Raw genomic sequence first — 21,797 nt, forward strand, 5'->3', positions numbered from 1 at the left:
GTCTCCGGTGCTATCCGCAGTATTGTTGCGCGCGGTTCGTCGTCGACTCAGGAAAACCACTATGCCTACACCGCTACTGCACACCGTTCGGCCCCAACACGCTGCTCGCCGCGTCACTTCTCCGACGATCGGTCAGTGCTTCGACGTCGAAGTCAGCCGCGAGTTGAACGGGTGGCTGATCCACATCCCCGAGATCGACGGCGTCACTCACGCCAGCCGCCGTGCGACGGTCGAACTGGCGGCGCGCAGGTGCATTGCCACCAAGACCGGCATCCCGATCGGCTACGTCGCGGTTCTCGTGCATCTCTGAAAACACTTGGCGCCAATGTCTTTCAGCCGTAGTCGGCCTACTTGCCGATCGCTGGAGCGGCGCAAGACGTGTGGTCCTGCAACGATTCTCCGCTCGCGCTGTCGCCGGTAGCCATATCCGCACGATCGGCGAGGATGACGAACCCCGGCTCACCGTCTGGGCCCGTTGCACCCACCACGACGAGTGTCTGGTCGCCCATGGCCGAACGTGCGCCGGGAACGCCGTCGGCCAGCAGGGTGAATGGGTTCACCGCGTCCAGATCCTCGCCGCCAACGGCGATGGCGCTGTAGCGACGGCCGGCCAGCGGCACCGGGAACGAGGTCCATTCGGGACCGACCTCGGATGAATGTTCAACCAACGCTTCGTGTACGTCGGCTCGTAGGCAGTCGACATGGACGTGAAGTTGGGTCTGCGTCCGCGCCTGCTCGGAGTTGATCGCGAGGCTCAGCCAATCGCGCGGCAACGTCCGTCCGGCGCGCTCCTCGACGAAGGAGCGCGCGCGCCAGGCGGCCGCGAAGTAATTGGGTGCCTCCGGAGCCAGTATCTCCTGACTCTCGATACCGGTGATGCGACCGGTCGGGATGAGGAGGAACTGCAGCGGCCCGACGAGGTCCTTGAGCACCGCATACCCGTTCTCCTCACCTGCGCTCAGATCTACCTGCGCGCAGGGAGCGGGGTCGCCGTGCGCCTGTTGATCCGGAACGCAGCTGCCGTTGACGATGCTCCACAGGGCATTCGGATCGCCCTGCGCTCCGCTGATCCTGGCACTGGGCAGCGCCGCCAGCACCGCCGCGGCCAGAATCAACCCGGCCCGAATCCCGCGACGGGTCAACGTCTCTGAACTCCGCACGGCGCCTACCCTAGCGCCGACGGTCGGAATCAGTAAATGGTGTAGCCGCCATCGATGACGACGATGGATCCGGTCATGAACGCGGACGCGTCGGAGGCCATGTAGACGACGGTGGGGGCGATCTCCTCGGGCAGGGCGAACCGCTTCATCGGGGCGTCTTCGATCCAGTGCTGGCGGAATTCCGGGTTGTCAACGGGGGCCATTTCGGTCTTCACGTAGCCGGGGGCGATGGCGTTGACCCGAATGTTGTACGGGGCCCATTCCGCTGCAAGGGACTTCGTGAGCTGGTGTACCGCCGCCTTTGACGCGTTGTAGGAGGGCTGCCACTGCGGACGGTTGACGATGATGGAGCTGATCGAGCCGACGTTGAGGATGTTGCCACCGCCATGGTCCTTCATGTAGGCGCCCGCACTTCGGCTCAGCCGCCACAGGGATCGTGTGTTCACGTCGAAGACGTGATCCCATTCCTCGTCGCTGATCTCCAATGCGGGCCGGTGGATTGCCAGTCCGGCGTTGTTGAGCAGTAGGTCGAGGCCGCCCAGTCGTTCCACCGCGCCGTCGATTGCGATGGCTGGGCCGTCCGGCGTGGTGATGTCGACCTCGAAGGCCTGGACCCTCAACCCCTCCTCGGCCAATGCCGCCACAGCGGCGGTGTTGCGCTCGACGTCCCTGGAGACGAAGACGACATCGGCGCCGGCCTCTGCCAGCCCCCCGACGAAGGCCAGCCCGAGGCCGCGGTTGCCGCCGGTGACGAGAGCGCGCTTGCCGGTGAGGGAGAAGGTATCGAGAACACGCATGAGTTTCTCTCCATTTCCGAACGGACATGAACTACAGTGGGGCCGTTGATCATTCGTCAACCGGTGCCACGGAACCTGCTGGTGGTCAATCCGTTGAGCAGTGCGGCGACGATGAGTACGACGCCGAGGGCGAGCAGTTGGAACTGGGAGCCGGCGTTGCCTTCGAAGTACAGGATGATGCCGGCGTTGAGCCAGACGATCAGCACGGTGGCGAGCAGTACTCCGGCCAAGCGTCCGATGCCACCGGTGATCGCGACACCGCCGAGGACGGCGATGGTGATCGCCGGGAGCGCAAGACCGTTGCCGGAGGTTCCGGCATCCGGGCGGGCGGATGCGAACTCAGCGGAGATGTACACCGCGACAAGACCGGAGAGGACTCCGGACAGAACGTAGGCCCGCATCCGGGTACCGGCGACGCCGATGCCTGCCCATCGGGCGGCGGTGTCGTTGGTGCCGACGGCGTAGAGCCTCCGTCCGTAGGTGCCGCGGCCGAGAACCAGCCAGAGGATGACGAGCACCGGGGCGAGGAACGTGAACACCCCGAGCGGAACGTCGGGGACGTAGTCGCCGATGAGCGGGATGCGGACGGACCCCGTCAGCGAGTAGAGGTCTTGGATCTGCGTGCTGTTGATGGGTTTCTGGTCGTTGATGACCAGTGCGACGGACTTGTACGCGTAGTAGGTCGCCAGGGTCGCGATCAGGGCAGGGAAGCCGACGTGGGCGATGAGGAGTCCGTTGATGCCCCCGAGGACACCGCCGACGAGCAGCGCGAGCGGGATTGCCGCCCACAGGGGCCATCCCCATTGCCCGTAGGCGAATCCGAAGATCATCCCGACCAGCGACACCATGGCACCGACGGAGAGGTCGATACCGCCGCGGCCGGACACGATCACGATGAGTTCGGCGAATCCCAGCAGGGCCAGTGGGACGGCGTCGATGAGAGTGGCTGACATGTAGTCGAAGTCGTAGTCGCCGGTGAGGTACCCGTTGGCGCTCAGGTACATCAGCACGATGACCACCACCACGATCAGCACGCCGAGCAGCACGATTCGCTGCGTCAGGACTGCTTCCAGGATTCGGTTCGCTCGGCGGTGAGTGGCCGACTCCTCCCTGGTGGGTAGGGCAGTGTCGACGCTCATTCCGCCCTCCTGGTGCGCTGGCGCAGTAGATCGGTACCGACGGCAAGAACGATGAAGATTCCGACGAAGAGGTCGGATAGTTGTGAGGGCCAGCCGAGTTGGGTGACGCCGGACTTCACGGTTTGGACGAGAAGCGCGCCAAGGAGAGTGCCGAGCACGGAGCCGCGGCCGCCCATGATCGAGGTACCACCGATCACCACTGCGGCGATGACCGCGAGTTCTTGTCCGTTACCGACGGATTGGTCGAGGCTCGAGGTGCCCTTGGCCAGGGTGAAGATCGAGGCCAACCCGATCAGAACACCGGTGATCACGTAGGTCAGCAGGACCCGGCGCTGCACCCTGATTCCGGCGAGCCGGGCGGCGAGGGCGTCGCCCCCGATGCCGAGGAAATGACGACCCCCGGCGGTGTGCCGCAGGTACCACCAGGCGACGGCGGCGAGCAGGACCGTGATGGCGAAACTGTGCGGCACTCCGAGGGTTTGACCGTCGACGCCCCGGCCGAACCAGGCCAGGGTGTTCGGCATGCCACTGACGGGTTGTGAGCCGAAGATCTGGAGGCCGATGAACAGGAATACGTTCGCGGTGCCGAAGGTAATGATGATGGCGTGCACTCGGCCGTACGCGATGAGCAGGCCGTTCATCAGACCGAGTACCGCGCCGGTGGCAATCGCCACCACCACGCACAGGATGAGCGGCAGGCCCTGATCGCGCATGAGCTTGGCGGTCACGACTGAACACACCATGATCGCGCCGCCGACGGACACGTCGATGCCACCGGCGATGATCACGAACGTCATGCCGATGCCGATCAGCGCCACCGGCGCAACTTCGACCAGCAGCGGGATGATCGAACCGGCAGAGAGGAACGCCGGCGTGGCGAAAGCCAGTGCGGCCCAGAGCACGACGAGCACCACGACGAGGACGATCTCGGCCGGCGTCACGGGTGCAGGCAACACCCGGCCTCGGCCCCGCACCGGTGGTGCGGTCGGGGCGGCATTGGGATCGACGGTGATGCTCATGCCGCTGGGTCCGCATCTCCGGCGTCGCCAGCGGCCGCAGCGAGCACATCGACTTGTCTTGCGTCGGGCCCGAACTCCGCGGTGATGGTTCCGGCGCGCACGACAAGGAGCCGGTCGGTGATCCGTAGCGCCTCTTGAAGGTCGGAGGTCACGATCAGGACCGCCGTGCCGTTGCCAGCGAGATCGGCGATGATGCGGTGGATTTCCTCCTTGGCTCCGATGTCCACTCCCTGGGTCGGTTCGGCGAGGAGGAGCAGTTTGGGCCGCTCGACGAGTTGCCGGGCGAGCATCACCTTCTGGGCGTTGCCCCCGGAAAGGCTGCCGATGGCGTAGTTCTCGTCCGGCGCCTTCACTGCCAGCCGCTTCATCAGGTCTTTGGCCACGTTGCGTTCCTTGCGCCGGTCCACGAATGCCCGGCCGAATGAGAGGCGTGGGAGATGCCCGACCGAGATGTTGAAGGCGATCGACTGAAACGAGAACATGCCTTCGGTCTTGCGGTTGGCGGGCAACAGCGCGATACCCGCCTCCCCGGCCTGCCGCGGCGTGCGGGGAGCGACAGCCTTTCCCTGCAGCAGGATCTCCCCGCCGCTGGCTCTTGCGAGGCCGTGGATGCATTCGGCGATCTCGGCGACGCCGGAACCGATCAGGCCGTAGAGACCGAGGATCTCACCAGCCCGCAATTGCAGGCTCACGTCATCGAAGTGACCGACCCGCGCGAGTGATATCAGTTCGAGCATCGGTGGCCCGTCCGGTATGGCGCGCGGACTACGTTCGTCTGAAAGTGCCTCTCCCACCATGAGTTCGGCCATCCGACGCACCGAGAGTTCCCCGATGGGGTAGCTGCCGATGGTGCTGCCGTCGCGCATCACGGTCACCTGGTCGGCGATCTTGATCAGTTCGTCGAGTCGGTGGGAGATGTAGATGACGGCAACGCCTTCATCGGCGAGTCTTCGGATGACGCGGAAGAGCACGTCGATTTCGGCGTCGGTCAGGATCGCGGAGGGTTCGTCGAGGATCAGGACACCTGGCTTGCCTGCCAGTGCCTTGGCGATCGACACCTGCTGTTGAGTGGCCACCGACAGGTCGCCGACCGTGACGGTGGCGAGTTCCGAAGGCAGATCGAGGGTGTCGAGTAGCCCCACGACTCGTTCGTTCTGGGCAGCCCAGTCCACGCGTCCGCGTTTGACGATCTCGCGGCCGAGGAAGATGTTCTCGGCGACGGTGAGCTCGGCGAACAGTTGTGGTTCCTGGTAGACGGTGGCGATGCCCAGCTCGATCGCATCGACGGTCGAGGCGATCGTCAGCGGCTGCCCGTCGTAGGTGATGTTGCCTGCGTCGGGGGTGATGGCGCCGGAGATGATCTTGATCAGCGTGGACTTGCCTGCTCCGTTCTCCCCGACAAGTGCGTGCACCTGTCCCGGCTGGAGTTCGAAGTCGGCGTGCCTGATTGCCTTGACAGCGGCGTAGCTCTTGACGATCCCGGTGAGGCTCAGTCGTGTGTCCGACAAGGCATCTCCAATGATGCTGGTGGTCGATCAGTAGTTGAACTGGTCCACGTTCTCGGTCGTGATGAGCAAGGGATCACCGAGCACCAGGGTCTTGCTGGCCTCATCCCATTTCACGGCGGGCATGTCGTCGTTGACCTTGTTGGTCGGGGCGAAGGCCTTTCCGGCGGCGAGTTGCTGACCGGCCCACGCCGTGAGGTAGCCGAGGTTCTGGACGTTCCACAAGATCGAGCCGGATGAGGATCCGTCGGCCAGGTACGGCTTCATCGACTTCGGGGTGCCGACCCCGACGGTGAAGACCTTGCCGATCTTCCCGGCGTCCTTGACCGCCTGGGCCACGCCGACGGCGGAGGTGGTGCACTGCCCGATGAGACCGGTCAAATCGGGGTGCGCGCTCATCAGGTCGGTGGCCATCTGCGTTCCCTTGGCCTGGTCCTCACCGGAGTACACGACGTCGATGAGTTCGGCCCCGGGATACTTCTGCGACACGTATGCCTTCTCCGCGGCGATCCAGGAGTTCAGGTTCTCGGCCGTCTCGCCGCAGGACACGATGGCCCACTTGCCCTTTCCGCCCATCGCTGCCATCAGTGTCTCCGCGGTGGTATTTCCGATTCCCTCCGCGGTGGCCTGGTTGACGAATGCTTCGCGGACCGAATTGGGAGCGTCGGTGTCGGCGGTCATGACTTTGATGCCTGCGGCCTGAGCTTCCTTCATCAGAGGTGCCATCGAGTCGGGGTCGTTGGGTGCGATCACCAGCACGTCGACCTTCTGCTGAATGAACGACCGCACGACCTGCGCCTGTGCGGCGGCATCGGCCGAGGTCGGGCCTTGGTAGAGCCACTCGATGTCACCGAGGGCCGTTGCGGCCTGCTTCGCGCCGGTGTCCATCGCCTCGAAGTACGGGGATCCCTGCAGCTTCGGAACGAAGGCGACTTTGACCTTGCCTCCCGATGAGCTTCCTTCGGACGCGCTCCCGCCGGTTGACGTGCTGTTCTCGTTCTTCTTGGTGCACCCGCCCGCGATCATGGTGACCGCCAACGCGATACAAAGACCGCCGACAACACGCTGGGAAATCCTCATCGACTTCTCCTCCGAACTGGATCGATACCACGTGTCCGCGCCAGGACGACGTCGACTACGTGCGCCTCACCAGATCGAACTCAGCGAGACGGACGCCCGGGTTAATCGGGCGTTTCATATTTCGTACTAGATACCGGGTTGTGAAACATCACACTAAGCACGTGGTGTGACGCTGTCAACAGTCTCGGCGTCGCCCGTCATTTCATTTTTCGTGTCATATACCGATCAATGAAACGCGCATGTAGACAGGTTTGACGTGGCGAACGGTTGCAGGGCGACTATTCTGACCCTGGTGCCGGCCCCGAGGATCGCTTCCGAGCCCCACCCGCGGGGCGGCGGCAGGGTGCCCGCTCTCGTCCGCACGGCGACAGTGCTGCAGAGCATCTGCGACGCCGGGCGCCCGATGCCGCTGGCTGAACTCGCTCAGGTGACCGGGTTTCCGAAGAGCAGCGTGATGGGGATTTGCCACGCGCTGGCCGAGGAACACGTTCTGGTCCGCGGGGTGGACGGCACCTACGCGCTGGGCTCACGAGTCTTCGAGTTCGGCTCTGCGGCAAGGGCGCACAGCCGGCCGCTACACGACATCGGGTTCAGCTACCCGGTGGACGAAAGCTTCTTCCTCGCCGAGATCCGAACCGTGCGAGCGGAAGCGACCAGGCTCGGCGCCAACCTCGATCTGCGGTGCGCCAAGGAGGACAAAGAACGCCAGTCCCAACAGATCCGCGATTTCGTCGCGGCCGACGTCGATCTGATACTGGTCGAGCCGGTGGTGTCGGAAGGGCTCGAAGCCGCGTGCGCCGCAGCGCACACCGCCCGGATCCCGGTCGTTGCCATCGGCTCGGCCATCAGTGGCGCCGACGCGGTCGTTGCGACGGACAACACGAAGGCCGGCTCACTGGCCGGAATAGCACTGGCGAAAGCACTTTCAGGACAAGGTCGCATCGCTGTCGTCGGCGGCATATCGATCACCGCCAACGCCGACCGGGTGGCCGGGTTCCTCGGAGCAATCGCCGCATACCCTCAATTGACCGTGGCAGTCACCAGCCGAGGCGAGCTGGACGCACTGTCCGGGCAGAGGGCCGCCGAGGAGATCCTTGCCACCCACCCCGCTGTGGAGGGATTCTTCGCCGCCAACGACCAGATCGCCATCGGCATCTCGCGCGTGCTGGCCCGCCGCAACCTGTTCGTACCGATCGTCGCAGTCGATGGGGCCCAGGGCGCGGTCGACCAGATCCGTGCCGGGGGACCAATTGTCGCCACAGCCACACAGGACCCGATTGCGCTGGTGCGAGCGGCCATCGAGATCGGAACTGCCCTACACGGCGGCATCGGCGTGGTGCGGCAATCGCATTACATCCAGCCCCGACTGCTCGACGCACAGAACGTCCAGGAGTATCAGCCGTGGGGATAGCCGGACCGCGCACACCCGCCGTGCACCGCGGCGCTCGAATCCTCGACGCGATTTCATTCGGAGACGCCGACACACCCACGGCCCTGAGCGGTGCACTCGGGCTGGCCAAGAGCTCGATCACCGACCTCGTTGGCGCCCTTGAAGACGAAGGTCTCATCAGGCGCAGCATGGACGGCCGCCTGCACACCGGGGCGCGCTGGGCCGCCCTGTCCGACCCGGATGCGGCGGTAGACCGGCTCTTCCGTGCCTGCGGACGCACGCCCGACCTTGACGGGCACACCATCTCCGTCGTCAAACTCTTTGGCAACCAGATCATTTGCCTGGATGTCCGCCAGGGCCGACGCCCACTCCCCCTAACCCCACGGCCCGGTCAACGCACGAACGCCACCGACACCGCGGGAGCGATCGCCATCCTGTCGTCGGTACCACTCTCCGCAGCCACGGAGCTGGTTCGGGTAGCCGCCGACCACCTCGGCCTCAACGACGAACAGGTAGAAGACACCCTCGCCCTCAGGCGCAAACAGCGCAAGGGTGTTTACGAATCGCATTCCACCCAGACCGGGCGACAGTTCGCCTGCGCCGTTGCCGGCACCCGTTTGGCGCTGACCTTGCACTTACCCGATCGCTGGTCCGATTCCGTGCTTGTCCGCAAAGCCGCGCGGGCGTTGAACATCGCGGCTGGCGCAGGGTGAACGCCTGACTACGAGCCTCGCTCGAAATCTCAATGCGCCGTGAGGATCACGTACTGCGCGGCCACCTGTTGCTGCACGTCGCGCAACTGCTCACCTCTGGCCTCGATCGCGTACCGCCCTGCCGGTGCGACGCAGTAGAAGCCCTTCGGGAACCCCATGCAATGACTGTGCGGAAGTGCTGGCACCGGGTCGGCGGGCTTGGTGCCCTCCGCGGTGACCTCCATGCCGAACGCGTCGGTGATGGCCAACGCGCCTGCCGCGTCCTTCGCTTGGTAGACGTTCGTCTTCGCCATCGCCACCGCCGTTACCCCGTTGTCCTTGAACAGCTTCGTCGAGGCGATCGGATCGCTCTGGAAGTGCGCGGCCCCGCGAATGTCGTAGACGGCGTTCTTCGCGGTGGCGCCCTTCGTCGTCGGCAAGGTCCTTGCCAGTAATCCGGTGGGATCCAACGGGACTGCGCCCAGCGCACCCGGGTCGGCGGCCTTGAACTGATCGATCGATGGCCCCTGTGCGTCGATGGTCTTGGCGACCAGCTCGGCTGCGTGTTCGACGCCGTCGATGGTCTGCACGAACTGCATCAGCACGTAGGGTCCGTGCGGCGTGAACGACCGGATGGTGGCCCTGGTCTGATCCGATCCGTGCGGTGTGAACGGGTAGGTGGAGGCGACTGAATCGGGATGGCCGGGAATGGCCACGACCGTCGGCGTGACACCCGCAATCGGAAACGTGGCTGCGGCATCGCCCATGTCGGTGCTTGCCGCCGCGGCGGCTGCGGGATCGGGAAACCGCAACACCGCATTCACCAACACGATCTTGTCGGTGGCCTGCCGTTCGGAGGCGAACCCGTTGATGAAGCCGTGCCTGCCCGCCGCCGCCGCAACCGTCTCCGGTCCGAGCTGCAGTAGCGCGGTGACGCCGTTGATCACGTAGAAGCTGTCGAGGTACGGCTTGATCACGCTTTCGTCGATCTCCCATGGGCCGACCAGGAAGTCGGCCATCTGTTTCGCATCGGCCAAGGCGCCTGCCTCGGGACTGCCCGCGCCACCCAGCGGTGGAAAGGGCACTGTCGGGTAGTTGCCGACGTCGAGAATCTTGGGGTCCACGACCGCGGGAGGCGCGGAGGTCGTCGCAGCGGTGCTCGGCGCGGCGTCAGGGCCGCCGGCGGCCCCCGTGTTGCTGCCGCACGCGGCCAACACCAGTGCACTGGCAACGAGGACGCCGAACTGCAGACTGCGCCGCATCAAATCTCCTGTCGTTGATCGTTCCAACCTAATGTGCCGACCGTGCACAATCATCGAATGTCCGAATCAGCTCTCATGGCTCCCGTCGTCGTTGGTATCGCTCCGAGCACCGTGGCCGATGTCGTGCGCGTTGCGCGCCTCGCAGCCCCCGTGACGATCGGTGACGACGCCCTTGCCGCCATGGCCGCGAGTCGCACCCGCATCGAAGCACTCGCCGACGACCCAGTGCCGGTATACGGCATCTCCACCGGGTTTGGTGCCCTTGCCACCCGCCACATTCCCCTCGAGCTCCGAACCAAGCTGCAACGCAGCCTCATTCGCTCCCATGCCGCAGGGTCGGGTCCCGAGGTCGAACGCGAAGTGATCCGAGCGATGATGTTGCTGAGACTGTCGACGCTGGCCACCGGCCACACCGGTGTTCGGCCCGAAGTCGCGCAGGCCTACGCCGGTCTGCTATCTGCAGGCCTAACGCCGCTGGTCTACGAGTACGGCAGCCTTGGCTGTTCAGGGGACCTTGCACCCCTTGCGCACGTGGCCCTGGCGATCATGGGCGAGGGCCAGGTCCGCACCGTCGATGGCGCAGTCGTGCCCGCCGCGGACGCTCTGCGCGTGCATGGCATCGAACCGATCGTCTTCGCTGAAAAGGAGGGCCTTGCCCTCATCAACGGCACGGACGGCATGCTCGGCCAACTGATCCTGGCGCTGGCCGACCTGGACCGATTGCTGGTGTTGGCCGACGTGTCGGCGGCGATGAGCGTCGAAGGCCTGCTCGGCTCCGACAGGGTCTTCGCGGCACACCTGCATGCCCTGCGGCCTCAGCCCGGCCAGGCCGTCGCCGCGGCGAACATGACCCGCATCCTCGCCGGGTCACCGATCGTGGCCAGTCACAGCGGGCCGGACTGCCCGCTGGTCCAGGACGCGTACTCGCTGCGGTGCGCACCGCAGGTGGCAGGCGCCGCACGCGACACCATTGCGCATGCGCGCAACGTCGCGAACTGGGAGCTGGCGAGCGTCATCGACAACCCCGTCGTCACCGACGACGGGCAGGTCGAGTCGAACGGAAACTTCCACGGAGCGCCCGTCGCCTACGTGCTCGACTTCCTCGCGATCGTCGTCGCGGACGTGGCCAGCATCAGTGAGCGACGGACCGACCGATTCCTGGACGCCTCGCGCAATCACGGGCTCAACGCGTTCCTCGCCGACGATCCTGGTGTCGACAGCGGCCACATGATCGCCCAGTACACCCAGGCCGCAATCGTTTCCGAGCTCAAGCGATTGGCCAGCCCCGCGAGTGTCGACTCGATTCCGTCGTCGGCGATGCAGGAGGATCACGTGTCGATGGGCTGGTCGGCGGCCCGCAAACTGCGGAGGGCGATCGACGGTCTGACCCGCGTTCTCGCCATCGAGGTCCTCACCGCGGCCAGGGGCATCGACATGCGCGCACCGCTGTTGCCTGCGCCGGCCACCGGCGCAGTCGTCGCCGCCGTGCGCGCGCGGGTCGACGGTCCAGGCGCCGACCGGTACCTGGCACCCGAGATCGAAGCCGTCGTCGACCTCGCGCGCGACGGATCACTGGTCGCCGCAGCGGAATCGGTTACCGGCCCGTTGGCGTGAGGTCGTCGACATCGGGCAGGAGCCTGCCAAGGTCGTCGAGAAGCGCCCCAGCCGCCGCGAGGTCGCCACGAAGATCGCGGTCGTGGTCGTCCCAGGGCAGGCCGGCGGCCAACGCGACAGCCTCGCCGGCGATACCCGAGAAGCGGTCGTGCAGACCACGTTGGCGCAGCAGGCGTACTGCCCCGACCAGTTCGCAGCACAACAGGACGCGGTACGCAGCCACCGACCGTTCGAGCTGAAGCGCGCTCTGGGAGGCGAAGGTGGCGTCCTCCTCCATACCCCTCGACAGCACCAGCGTGCCGACGGACGCGGGTTGCGCCGCCGCGCGGATTTCGGCGATCGCGCCCGCTGCGACGTACTCGACCATCATCAGGCCGGACGATCCGTCTGTGACGGCGGCCAGAAAGGCATTGCCGCCGTTGGTCTCCGGGTCGTTGAGCATTCGGATTCGCGAATGGGTGATCGGTGCGGTCAAGGCCATCGCCAGGGTGGTGCCGTCGAGCCCGAGCGACAATGACGCCTGGTAGAAGGCGCCGTGATGGACCACTTGGTCACCCTCGGGGTCGAACAGCGGATTCTCCTGCGCCGTGTTCAGCGTCCGCTCCAGCTGCCCGACAAGCGAATTCAGCGTTGCGACGACACTTGCCTGGGCGACCGGGTAGACCCGCAGCCCGTACGGATCCTGGATGCGTGCCTGGCTGTGATCGGGCTGCCCGGCACCGGCGAACAACGACCGCAATCGGGCGGCGACCGTATCCACCTGCGGCGCGGCCGCGGCCCGTGCGGCAGCGGCCGAGAACGCCGACGGGTTGCCGTCGAGCGCGAGGAAGCTGAGCATGTAGATCACGCTCGATGCCCGTTCGAGTCTGGCCAGTTCAGCCACTGCGAGACAACTACGGCCGACGGTCAGCGCGCTGCTGCTCATGAAGGGCAGGGCACTGTCGGCCCCCCACGGATCCATCGGAGTCAACGGGTTGGTGGCCGGCCTCTCACCGATCAACGTCAGCGCGGTTCCGGCGAGAGCCGCCAGGTCACCCGTGCCGATCGATGCGTAATGGAGCAGCTCCGGCAGCGCGTTCTGGTTGAGCATTCGGACAAGCCCGTCCAGGATCGCCGGGTCGAGTCCAGCGCCGGGAACGCAGAGTTGCATGAGGCGCGCCGCGAGCATCGCCCGGACCGTCCTGCCGTCGAGTGGATCGCCTGCGTCGGCCGCGTGGCTGCGCAGGAGGCGCATCCCGTAGCTCTGGTCGCTGGACAGAACCGGGGTGCTGCGATTCGCGCCGACACCGGTGGTGCGCCCGTAGGTGGGGTAGCGCGTGCTCAGGTCGGCAGCCTGGTCGTACACGCGCGCGATGGTCGCGGCGACCGTCGCGGAGACCGAGACCTGATCGCGTCCGTCGGCGAGCGTCACGACGTCGCCAACCCTGCCGGTCCCGTCCAACTCGATCATTTTTTCTCCTCGATCCTCTATCGCAGGCGAGCGATGCGCTCTATCATCACCCAAGACCCGCAATTCCACTAGGTGGCATTCAAATTTTACTCAGTGGCAACGGTGGGTGGCTCGGACGAAACATCGCAGTCGTAGGTTTCGTCCCGAAAGGAGGTCAACGTGGCCGAACCGTCCACTCGGACAGTGGAGCGGGCACTCGCCCTGCTCGCTACCGTTTGCGAGCGTGGCGGCGCGAATCTCGCCGACAGTGCGAGGGACTGCGACCTTGCACCCAGCACGGCGCTTCGCCTTCTGCGCACGCTCGAAACCACCGGTTTCGTCAGCAAGGACGAGTCCGGCATGTACCGGCCCGGCGGTCGTATCATCCAGCTCGGCGCACAGGCACTGAGCAACGAGTCGTTGATCGACCTCGCCGCGGAGGCGATGGAATACGTCGCCACCGAGACCGGTGAGTCGTCCTATCTCAGCGTCGAAGGGCACGCAGGCACCGCGCTCTACATCAGCATCGTCGAGGGAACGCACTCGGTCCGGCATGCCAGCTGGGTCGGTCGGACCGTCCCCCTCGACACGTCGGCGGCAGGCCACGTGCTGCGGGGCAAGGTACCCGAAGCGGGCTACGTCGTGGTGGAGCGCGGCGTCGAGAAGGACGTCACCGCGATCGCCTGCCCCGTGTACTCCGAGGCTCGGACCGTGGCCGCGCTCAGCGTCGTCGTTCCCAGTTACCGGCTCACCGCCACACAAGCCAAGCAGTACGGCCGAACGCTGTTGTCGGCCGCGGCGGGCATTACCGCCCGATTGAGTAGTTCTCCGAAGACAAGCCTTCCAGAAAGCCCGGCATGATCACATTCGACAAAGTCTCCAAGGAATATCCCGACGGAACCGTCGCCGTAAACAGCCTCACCATCACCGCACCCAACGGAAAGATCACCACCCTGGTCGGCCCGTCCGGCTGCGGGAAGACGACATCGATGCGGATGATCAACCGCCTGATCGAGCCGAGCTCGGGCAAGATCGAGCTCGACGGCGTCGATACCCAGACCCTCGACAGGGTCACGCTTCGCCGCAGGATCGGCTACGTCATCCAGAATGCCGGACTCTTTCCCCATCGCACCGTCGTCGACAACGTGGCCGCACTGCCGCGGTTGCTCGGCGGGAGCAAGAAGGAAACCCGCTCGGCCGCAATGGAACTCCTGGAGCGCGTCGGACTCGACGCGAAGTTCGCCGGCCGGTACCCCTGGCAGCTGTCCGGTGGTCAGCAGCAGCGCGTCGGCGTCGCCCGCGCCCTGGCGACCGATCCGCCCTTCCTTCTGATGGACGAGCCGTTCAGTGCCGTCGACCCCATCGTCAGAAGCCAGCTTCAAGACGAGTTCCTGCGCCTGCAGGCCGACATCTCCAAGACCATCGTGATGGTCACGCACGACATCGACGAAGCCCTCAAGCTGGGCGACCAGGTGGTGGTGCTGCGCGAGGGCGGAACCCTGGCCCAGGCCGCGACGCCGGCCGAGCTCTTGGCAGCTCCCAACGATGCGTTCGTCGCCGACTTCGTCGGATCCGCGCGGGGCTATCGGGCACTGGGATTCCACAACTCCGACGACAGCCTCGTACTCAACCACGAACCGACCATCACCGTGGGACAGAGTGTTTCGACGATTCCTCCGGTACCGGGACGGTGGATCCTTGCGGTCGACGCGGACAGCGCACCGATCGGCTGGGTCGACACCGCATCCGTGCGCGGTGACGCGGTGCAGGACCGCGACGTCAACCTGTGTGCCACCACGGCACGCAGGGGAGATCCGCTCCGCGACGTCCTCAACTCCGCACTCTCGAGCCCGAGTGGTCGATGTGTGGTCACCGACGAGTCGGGACGGCTGCTCGGCACGGCCACCGACCACGACGTGATCGATGCGATCAAGAGGGCCAAGGACGCCCGGATGGTGTCCGGCGGGCAGGAGCGCAGCGACCGGGGAATCGTGACGGCATGAACTGGATCTCGTCCAACAGCGCTCGCATCATCGAGCTCACCATCAGCCACGTCTGGCTCACACTGGTACCGACGGTGATCGGCCTGATCATCGCACTGCCGCTCGGGTGGTGGGCCCACCGGTGGGGTCGCGGGTACGCGGCCATCGTCGGAACCTCGAGCCTGCTCTACACGATTCCCTCGCTCGCCCTGTTCATCATCCTGCCGGTCATCCTCGGCACCAAGATCCTCGACCCGATCAACATCGTTGTCGCGCTTACGCTCTACACCCTCGCGCTGCTGGTGCGCGTGGTCGCCGACGGGCTGAGCTCGGTGCCACACGACACAGTGGCTGCCGCCGAGGCCATGGGGTACCGCAACTGGCAGCGACTGGTGCTGGTCGAACTGCCCGTCGCCGTACCCGTCATCGCAGCGGGGCTGCGGGTTGCGGTCGTGTCGAACGTCAGCATCGTGACCATGGCCGCATTGCTCGGCATCCCGCAGTTGGGCTCTCTGTTCACCCAAGGGTTTCAACTTCGGCTCTACGTTCCGCTCGTCACCGGCGTCGTCCTGTGCGTCGTGCTCGCGGTCATCTTCGACGGCTCGATCATCTGGGTGAACAAGCTCCTAACCCCTTGGCGCCAAAGGACGGTCACCTCGTGAACATCATCGGCTGGTTCACCGACCCGGCGAACTGGGCTGGCTCCGGCGGCATCCCGGCCCAGGTCGGCTACCACCTCCTGTACTCGGCGATCGCGCTACTGACGTCCCTGGCGATCGGAGTACCGCTCGGCATCGTCATCGGCTACACGGGGCGAGGCGAAGCGGTGGTCGCAGGGTTCGCGAACGCATTGCGGGCGCTCCCGACGCTGGGGCTGCTGGTGCTGCTCTTCCTGGTCATCTCGCCGGTGGTCGCCGGGCAACTCGTCTTCGTCCTGCCAACCATCGTCGTACTCGTCCTTCTTGCGGTGCCACCGATTCTGACCGGCACGTACGTCGGCATTCAATCCGCCGACCGCGACGCCGTCGGTGCGGCCCGCGGAATGGGGTTCACCAAGAGTCAGATCCTGCTGCGGGTGCAACTTCCCTGCGCGTTGCCGCTCATGATCTCCGGCGTCAGAAGTGCGACACTGCAAATCGTTTCGACGGCCACGATCGCAGCGTATCTCGGTCTTCAGGGTCTTGGCCGTTTCATTCTCGACGGCAGGGCCCAGGCGGACTTCGCCGAAATGGCAGGCGGCGCAATCCTGGTCGCCCTGCTCGCCATCGTTCTCGAGATGAGCTTCGCCTGGCTCGCCCGAATCATCGTGTCGCCGGGTCTGCGGCGCACCGCCGCCAAGTCCACGTCACTCGTCGCCACCACCGTCCCAGCAGCCGCCACCTAGACGCCGCCCGGCGCCGACCATCACATCAGGAGAAACTCATGAAGAAACGCACGATCCTCACAGCCCTTGCCGCCACCTCTGTGCTCGCCCTGTCCGCCTGTGGCGCGGGCGGCGGCAGTGATCCCCTCTCGGGAGGCGGGAACAACTCCGGCTCATCCGGCTCGCAGATCATCATCGGCTCCGCCGACTTCACGGAGAGCCAGCTGATCGCCAGCATCTACTCGCAGGCGTTGCAGGCCGCCGGAGTATCGGTCAAGGAACAGTTCAACATTGGCAGCCGGGAAGTCTACGTGGCCGCCCTGAAGGACAGCTCGATCGATCTGGTTCCCGAGTACTCCGGTGCGTTCCTGAGCTACCTCGACCCGAAGTCGACCGCCGCGACGGCCGAGGCGGTGACCACCGAGCTCAAGGGCAAGCTGCCATCGGGGATCTCCATGTTGACGCCATCGCCCGCGGAGGACAAGGACGTCCTTGCCGTCACGAAGGCGACCGCCGACAAGTACAAGCTGAAGACGATCTCGGACATGAAGCCCGTCGCCGGTGACCTCGTTCTCGGTGGACCGCCGGAATGGAAGACCCGGACCCAGGGCGTGGTCGGGCTCCGCGACATCTACGGGCTCAACTTCAAGGACTTCGTCAGCCTCGACGCAGGCGGCACCTTGACGATGACGGCGCTCGTCAACGGACAGGTCCAAGCCGGCGACCTGTTCAGCACCGACCCGGGTCTGGTCAAGAACAACCTCGTCGCCCTCGATGACGACAAGTCCCTTTTCGCCGCGGAGAACGTCGTCCCACTGATCAAGACGGCCAAGGCAACCGACACGGTCACCAAGACGCTCAACGACGTTTCGACGAAGCTCACCACCAACGACCTCATCACGATGAATGGCGAAGCCGCCACAGGAGCCAACCTGGCTGACATCGCGAAGAAGTGGCTCGCAGGCGCGGGCATCAGCGGCAAGTAAGCAACACTCATCCAAAGGAATACCTGTCTCATGGTTACACCCTCATCCGGAACCGCCGTGTCCTCTACGGTCGCCGGTCCGCGTCCTGTCCGCGCCGCACGCGGCACCGAACTCACCTGCAAGGGTTGGCAACAGGAAGCCGTCCTTCGCATGTTGATGAACAACCTCGATCCCGAGGTCGCCGAACACCCCGACGACCTCGTCGTCTACGGCGGCACCGGGCGCGCGGCACGCAGCTGGCCCGCGTTCGATGCCCTAGTCCGTACGCTGCGCGGTCTCGAGGCCGACGAGACGATGCTGGTGCAGTCCGGTAAGCCGGTCGGTGTCTTCCGCACCAACGTCTGGGCGCCCCGCGTGCTGATCGCGAACTCGAATCTGGTTGGTGATTGGGCCAATTGGGAGCAGTTCCGCAAACTGGAGGCCGCGGGGCTGACGATGTACGGCCAGATGACGGCCGGATCCTGGATCTACATCGGCACCCAGGGCATCCTGCAGGGCACCTACGAGACGTTCGGGGCCATCGCCAAGAAGCTCGCGGCCTCTGGTCGGTATGAGCACTGTGGTGGCACCCTGGCGGGCACCATCACGCTCACCGGTGGGGTCGGCGGCATGGGTGGCGCGCAGCCGCTTGCGGTGACGATGAACGAAGGCGTCGCGATCTGCGTAGACGTCGACGAGTCTCGCATCGACCGTCGCATCGCCAAGCGTTACCTCGACGTCAAGGCCAAGGATCTCGACGACGCGCTGGCCATCGCCATCGAGGCGCGAGATGCCAAGAGGGCCTTGTCGATCGGTGTGGTCGGCAATGCCGCGGAGATCTTCCCTGCGTTGCTCGAGCGTGATGCACCGATCGACATCGTCACCGACCAGACCTCGGCGCACGACCCTCTGTCGTATCTGCCGATCGGCATCGAGCTCGAGGACATGAAGAAGATGGCCGAGAAGGATCCGGCCTACTTCACCGAGCAGGCCCAGGAGTCGATGGCCAAGCAGGTCGCGGCGATGGTCGGGTTTCTCGACAAGGGGGCCGAGGTCTTCGACTACGGCAACTCGATCCGCGACGAGGCCCGAAAGGCGGGTTACGACCGTGCATTCGACTTCCCCGGATTCGTTCCCGCCTACATCCGGCCTCAGTTCGAGGAAGGCCTCGGACCGTTCCGCTGGGCCGCCCTGTCCGGCGACCCCAAGGACATCGCGGCCACCGACAAGGCCATCCTCGAGCTGTTCCCCGACAACGCGCACTTGCGGCGATGGATCACCATGGCCGGCGAGCGCGTGGAGTTCGAGGGACTGCCCGCGCGCATCTGCTGGCTGGGCTACGGCGAACGCCACCTTGCCGGTCTGAAGTTCAACGAGATGGTCGCCTCCGGTGAACTGTCGGCGCCGATCGTCATCGGCCGCGACCACCTCGACTCCGGATCGGTGGCCTCGCCCTACCGCGAGACCGAATCGATGCTCGACGGATCGGATGCCATCGCGGACTGGCCGCTGCTCAACGCACTGCTCAACACCGCGTCCGGTGCCACCTGGGTGTCGATCCACCACGGCGGCGGTGTCGGCATGGGCCGCTCCATCCACGCTGGGCAGGTCTCCGTCGCCGACGGGACCGCGCTGGCGGCCGAGAAGCTGGAACGCGTGCTGACCAACGACCCCGGCATGGGCGTCATTCGGCACACGGACGCCGGCTATGAGCACGCCACCGCAGTCGCGGCCGAGCGCGGGGTGCGAATCCCCATGCAGGAGACCGAATGACGGCATTCGATTCGCTCTGGAGCTCCATCCTGGACGTCGGCCAGGACAAGGACACCCGCGGCTATCGCCGGTACGCATGGTCCGACGCGGACCTGACCCTGCGGGAATGGTTCCGCGACAGTGCGGCCGCGCGCGGTATGGACGTCGAGGAGGACCGCAACGGGAACATGTGGGCGTGGTGGCTGCCGACGGGATGGACCGGCGATCCCACGAACGCGTTCGTCACCGGCTCCCATCTGGACTCGGTGCCCGACGGCGGAGCGTTCGACGGGCCCCTTGGCGTGGTGTCGGCGTTCGCCGCGATCGACATCGTGCGGGCGCGTGGCGTGGTGCCGACGGTGCCGGTGGCCGTCGCCGCGTTCTCCGACGAGGAGGGCGCACGGTTCGGCGTTGCGTGCGTTGGATCGCAGCTGTCGACGGGTGCTCTGACCGGCGACCGGGCCCGCGGGCTACGCGACGTCGACGGTGTCACGCTCGCCGAGGCGATGACCCGTGCGGGCCGCAGACCCGAGACCCTCGGCGCGGACGACACCTTGACCGACCGCATCGGCGTCTACGTCGAACTGCACGTCGAGCAGGGCCGTGCCCTCGATCTCGTCGACCGCCCGATCGCGGTGGCCTCGGCCATCTGGCCGCACGGGCGCTGGGAGTTCACGTTCGACGGCGCGGCGAACCACGCAGGCACGACGCGCTTGGTCGACCGACGCGACCCGATGCTGGCGTTTGCGTCGTCGGTGCACTCCGCGCGTTCGGCGGCCACCGTGCACGACGCGGTCGCCACGTTCGGCAAGGTTCTGGTCTCCCCCAACGGGGCCAACGCGATACCGTCGCGGATCCGGGCCTGGCTCGACGCGCGCGCCGCGGATGAGGCGACGCTGACCGCACTGGTCGAACAGATCAGCGCCGAGGCCCGTGGCCACGCCACGCAGGACGGTATCGACCTGCAGGTGGCCGTCGAATCCATCACGCCGATAGTCGAATTCCCAGAAGGTCCGCGGGCGCGCCTGCAGCGGGCGCTGCGCCGCCTCGGCGACATCCCGGTGCTGCCCACCCAGGCCGGCCACGACGCGGGCATCTTGTCCGCCAAGGTGCCGACCGCAATGCTCTTCGTACGCAACCCGACTGGGGTGTCCCACTCCCCGGAGGAGCATGCGGAGGCCGACGACTGCAACCTCGGCGCCGAAGCGCTTGCCGACGTCATGACGGAGTGGGTGCAGTGACGACTTGGTGGTGTGAGCACGCATTCTTGGGAGGCGAGTTCGGCGGCAATCTGATCTCCGACCGGGTCCTCATCACGGTGTCCCACGGCCGGATCAGCGCGATCGAGACCGACACGGTTGCGCTGCCGTCGTCGCACCGGCTGCCCGGCCTGGTGATACCCGGCATGGGCAACGCGCATTCGCATGCGTTCCATCGGGCCCTTCGCTCCCGCACGCAGCGCGGGCACGGCTCGTTCTGGACGTGGCGGGATCTGATGTATCAAGCGGCGGGCCGGCTCGACCCGGACACCTACCGGCGCCTCGCCCGCGGCGTGTACGCCGAAATGGCCTTGGCTGGAATCACTTCCGCCGGTGAGTTCCACTATCTGCACCATGACGTCGGCGGCGTACCCTACGCCGACCCCAACGCGATGGGCCACGCGCTGTTGGGCGCCGCGGCCGATGCCGGTCTGCGGATGACCCTGCTGGACACCTGCTACCTCAGCTCCGGGGTGGACGGGACGGCGCTGGCACCCGGGCCGCAACAGCGGTTCGGCGACGGCAGTGGCGACGCGTGGGCCGAGCGGGTCGAGGCACTTCACCGGCAGACGGCTGGTTCCGGTGGACCGGACGCCATCATCGGCGCCGCATTGCACTCGGTCCGGGGAGTGCCGCTCGAACACATGGCGCCCGTCGTGGCGTGGGCGGACGAGCACCGGGCCCCACTGCACGTGCACTCCTCCGAGCAGACCGCCGAGATCGACCAGTGCTTGGCCGTACACGGCTGTACCCCAACGGCATTGCTTCGCGACGCGGGCGCTCTCGGGCCCCGCACCACCGCGGTGCACGCCACCCATCTGACCGACGAGGACCTGTCCGATCTCGATCGGACCGCGACGGGGGTGTGCTTCTGCCCCACCACCGAACGCGACCTCGGCGACGGGATCGGCCCTGCCTCTGCGTTGCTCGCAGGCAGCGGACTGTTCAGTCTCGGTTCGGATTCGCACGCGGTGATCGACCTGTTCGAGGAGGCTCGTGGCACCGAGCTCGACGAGCGCCTGGCCCGCCGCGAACGCGGCATCATCCCCGCCGAGCGACTGCTCAGGGCAGCGACCGTCGACGGCCAGCATGCACTCGGCTGGACCGACGCAGGGACGTTGACGGTCGGCGCGCGTGCCGATCTCGTCGCCGTCGACCTGCAGTCGATCCGCACCGCGGGTGGCGGCGCGGCCGTCGAGACCGTCGTGTTCGCCGCCACGGCCGCCGACGTCACCGACGTGATCGTCGACGGCCGCATCGTGGTCGCCGGGCGTCGGCACCTCGGCATCGATGACCCTGCCGCCCTTCTCGCCGAGGCGATTTCAGGCCTGATGGACTCCCCAGCATGAACCGACCCAGCATGAACCGCCCCAGCAAGGAGCATGTCCG

Annotated in this window: 20 protein-coding genes; 12 read left to right on the forward strand and 8 right to left on the reverse strand. The window is 66.2% G+C overall.

The annotated features are described in order from the left end of the window. The first annotated feature begins 127 nt into the window (after window positions 1–127). Window positions 128–310, forward strand: a complete 183-nt coding sequence (locus tag HNP02_RS13685; RefSeq protein WP_184439841.1) for a long chain fatty acid-CoA synthetase Faa4p — start codon at window positions 128–130, stop codon at window positions 308–310. Window positions 311–347: 37 nt separating this feature from the next. Here HNP02_RS13685 and HNP02_RS13690 read toward each other — a convergent pair whose 3' ends face one another. The 6 genes from HNP02_RS13690 to HNP02_RS13715 are packed head-to-tail and all read right to left on the reverse strand — an operon-like array spanning window position 348 to window position 6,700. After that, window positions 348–1,160, reverse strand: coding sequence for a CDP-diacylglycerol diphosphatase (locus HNP02_RS13690; protein WP_309241540.1), 813 nt, complete (start codon window positions 1,158–1,160; stop codon window positions 348–350). A gap of 29 nt (window positions 1,161–1,189) precedes the next feature. Next, a complete protein-coding gene (locus HNP02_RS13695; protein WP_184439219.1) occupies window positions 1,190–1,957 on the reverse strand; it encodes an SDR family NAD(P)-dependent oxidoreductase in 768 nt (255 codons plus the stop codon). Between the two features lie 56 nt (window positions 1,958–2,013). Continuing rightward, window positions 2,014–3,096, reverse strand: a complete 1,083-nt coding sequence (locus HNP02_RS13700) for an ABC transporter permease (RefSeq protein ID WP_184439221.1) — start codon at window positions 3,094–3,096, stop codon at window positions 2,014–2,016. Continuing rightward, window positions 3,093–4,115 carry an ABC transporter permease gene (locus HNP02_RS13705; protein ID WP_184439223.1) on the reverse strand — a complete coding sequence of 341 codons (1,023 nt, stop codon included), beginning with the start codon at window positions 4,113–4,115 and terminating at the stop codon, window positions 3,093–3,095. The genes HNP02_RS13700 and HNP02_RS13705 overlap by 4 nt, the downstream gene beginning before the upstream one ends. Then, window positions 4,112–5,623 carry a sugar ABC transporter ATP-binding protein gene (locus tag HNP02_RS13710; protein ID WP_221317593.1) on the reverse strand — a complete coding sequence of 504 codons (1,512 nt, stop codon included), beginning with the start codon at window positions 5,621–5,623 and terminating at the stop codon, window positions 4,112–4,114. The genes HNP02_RS13705 and HNP02_RS13710 overlap by 4 nt, the downstream gene beginning before the upstream one ends. 27 nt (window positions 5,624–5,650) lie before the next feature. Continuing rightward, window positions 5,651–6,700, reverse strand: coding sequence for an autoinducer 2 ABC transporter substrate-binding protein (locus HNP02_RS13715; RefSeq protein WP_184439225.1), 1,050 nt, complete (start codon window positions 6,698–6,700; stop codon window positions 5,651–5,653). A gap of 292 nt (window positions 6,701–6,992) precedes the next feature. On the opposite strand from HNP02_RS13715, the gene HNP02_RS13720 reads away from it, so the two are divergent. After that, the gene (locus tag HNP02_RS13720; RefSeq protein ID WP_184439227.1) at window positions 6,993–8,111 is read left to right on the forward strand and encodes a substrate-binding domain-containing protein; all 1,119 of its coding nucleotides are present in this window, start codon (window positions 6,993–6,995) and stop codon (window positions 8,109–8,111) included. Continuing rightward, window positions 8,102–8,803, forward strand: a complete 702-nt coding sequence (locus HNP02_RS13725) for a helix-turn-helix domain-containing protein (RefSeq protein WP_184439229.1) — start codon at window positions 8,102–8,104, stop codon at window positions 8,801–8,803. The genes HNP02_RS13720 and HNP02_RS13725 overlap by 10 nt, the downstream gene beginning before the upstream one ends. A 29-nt stretch (window positions 8,804–8,832) precedes the next feature. Here the strand turns inward: HNP02_RS13725 and HNP02_RS13730 are convergent, their stop codons facing one another. Then, window positions 8,833–10,044 (reverse strand): hypothetical protein, encoded by a 1,212-nt coding sequence (locus HNP02_RS13730; RefSeq protein ID WP_184439231.1) that lies wholly within the window; start codon window positions 10,042–10,044, stop codon window positions 8,833–8,835. A gap of 57 nt (window positions 10,045–10,101) precedes the next feature. On the opposite strand from HNP02_RS13730, the gene hutH reads away from it, so the two are divergent. After that, window positions 10,102–11,658 (forward strand): histidine ammonia-lyase, encoded by a 1,557-nt coding sequence (hutH, locus tag HNP02_RS13735; protein WP_255506502.1) that lies wholly within the window; start codon window positions 10,102–10,104, stop codon window positions 11,656–11,658. Here the strand turns inward: hutH and HNP02_RS13740 are convergent. Further along, window positions 11,639–13,108: an aromatic amino acid lyase gene (locus HNP02_RS13740; protein WP_184439233.1), complete on the reverse strand. Its 1,470-nt coding sequence runs from the start codon at window positions 13,106–13,108 to the stop codon at window positions 11,639–11,641. The genes hutH and HNP02_RS13740 overlap by 20 nt on opposite strands. A gap of 159 nt (window positions 13,109–13,267) precedes the next feature. Here HNP02_RS13740 and HNP02_RS43705 point away from each other — a divergent pair, with 159 nt between their 5' ends. From HNP02_RS43705 to HNP02_RS13780, 8 genes are read left to right on the forward strand one after another with little or no spacing between them, the layout of a single operon-like run. Further along, on the forward strand, window positions 13,268–13,948 hold the full coding sequence (locus HNP02_RS43705; RefSeq protein ID WP_184439235.1) for an IclR family transcriptional regulator C-terminal domain-containing protein: 681 nt from the start codon (window positions 13,268–13,270) through the stop codon (window positions 13,946–13,948). Then, a complete protein-coding gene (locus tag HNP02_RS13750; protein ID WP_184439237.1) occupies window positions 13,945–15,090 on the forward strand; it encodes an ABC transporter ATP-binding protein in 1,146 nt (381 codons plus the stop codon). Before HNP02_RS43705 ends, HNP02_RS13750 begins: the two co-directional genes overlap by 4 nt. Beyond that, window positions 15,087–15,731: an ABC transporter permease gene (locus tag HNP02_RS13755; RefSeq protein ID WP_184439239.1), complete on the forward strand. Its 645-nt coding sequence runs from the start codon at window positions 15,087–15,089 to the stop codon at window positions 15,729–15,731. The genes HNP02_RS13750 and HNP02_RS13755 overlap by 4 nt, the downstream gene beginning before the upstream one ends. Then, a complete protein-coding gene (locus tag HNP02_RS13760) occupies window positions 15,728–16,453 on the forward strand; it encodes an ABC transporter permease (protein WP_309241541.1) in 726 nt (241 codons plus the stop codon). The genes HNP02_RS13755 and HNP02_RS13760 overlap by 4 nt, the downstream gene beginning before the upstream one ends. Window positions 16,454–16,491: 38 nt before the next feature. After that, window positions 16,492–17,418: an ABC transporter substrate-binding protein gene (locus HNP02_RS13765; protein ID WP_184439241.1), complete on the forward strand. Its 927-nt coding sequence runs from the start codon at window positions 16,492–16,494 to the stop codon at window positions 17,416–17,418. 30 nt (window positions 17,419–17,448) lie between these two features. Further along, complete coding sequence (gene hutU, locus HNP02_RS13770) at window positions 17,449–19,170, forward strand: urocanate hydratase (RefSeq protein ID WP_184439243.1); 1,722 nt, start codon at window positions 17,449–17,451, stop codon at window positions 19,168–19,170. Then, entirely contained in the window at window positions 19,167–20,390 is a 1,224-nt protein-coding gene (locus HNP02_RS13775) for an allantoate amidohydrolase (protein ID WP_184439245.1), read from the forward strand. Before hutU ends, HNP02_RS13775 begins: the two co-directional genes overlap by 4 nt. Next, window positions 20,387–21,757: a formimidoylglutamate deiminase gene (locus HNP02_RS13780; protein ID WP_309241542.1), complete on the forward strand. Its 1,371-nt coding sequence runs from the start codon at window positions 20,387–20,389 to the stop codon at window positions 21,755–21,757. The genes HNP02_RS13775 and HNP02_RS13780 overlap by 4 nt, the downstream gene beginning before the upstream one ends. Window positions 21,758–21,797 lie beyond the last annotated feature (40 nt).

The organism is Mycobacterium sp. AZCC_0083 (assembly GCF_014202335.1).
Classification (GTDB): domain Bacteria; phylum Actinomycetota; class Actinomycetes; order Mycobacteriales; family Mycobacteriaceae; genus Mycobacterium.

Excerpts from the sequence above, each read along its gene's own strand:
- HNP02_RS13695 (WP_184439219.1), bottom strand. The coding sequence starts at position 1,957 with ATGCGTGTTCTCGATACCTTCTCCCTCACCGGCAAGCGCGCTCTCGTC.
- HNP02_RS13700 (WP_184439221.1), bottom strand. The coding sequence starts at position 3,096 with ATGAGCGTCGACACTGCCCTACCCACCAGGGAGGAGTCGGCCACTCAC.
- HNP02_RS13705 (WP_184439223.1), bottom strand. The coding sequence starts at position 4,115 with ATGAGCATCACCGTCGATCCCAATGCCGCCCCGACCGCACCACCGGTG.
- HNP02_RS13715 (WP_184439225.1), bottom strand. The coding sequence starts at position 6,700 with ATGAGGATTTCCCAGCGTGTTGTCGGCGGTCTTTGTATCGCGTTGGCG.
- HNP02_RS13730 (WP_184439231.1), bottom strand. The coding sequence starts at position 10,044 with ATGCGGCGCAGTCTGCAGTTCGGCGTCCTCGTTGCCAGTGCACTGGTG.
- hutH (WP_255506502.1), top strand. The coding sequence starts at position 10,102 with ATGTCCGAATCAGCTCTCATGGCTCCCGTCGTCGTTGGTATCGCTCCG.
- HNP02_RS13740 (WP_184439233.1), bottom strand. The coding sequence starts at position 13,108 with ATGATCGAGTTGGACGGGACCGGCAGGGTTGGCGACGTCGTGACGCTC.
- HNP02_RS13750 (WP_184439237.1), top strand. The coding sequence starts at position 13,945 with ATGATCACATTCGACAAAGTCTCCAAGGAATATCCCGACGGAACCGTC.
- HNP02_RS13755 (WP_184439239.1), top strand. The coding sequence starts at position 15,087 with ATGAACTGGATCTCGTCCAACAGCGCTCGCATCATCGAGCTCACCATC.
- HNP02_RS13765 (WP_184439241.1), top strand. The coding sequence starts at position 16,492 with ATGAAGAAACGCACGATCCTCACAGCCCTTGCCGCCACCTCTGTGCTC.
- hutU (WP_184439243.1), top strand. The coding sequence starts at position 17,449 with ATGGTTACACCCTCATCCGGAACCGCCGTGTCCTCTACGGTCGCCGGT.
- HNP02_RS13775 (WP_184439245.1), top strand. The coding sequence starts at position 19,167 with ATGACGGCATTCGATTCGCTCTGGAGCTCCATCCTGGACGTCGGCCAG.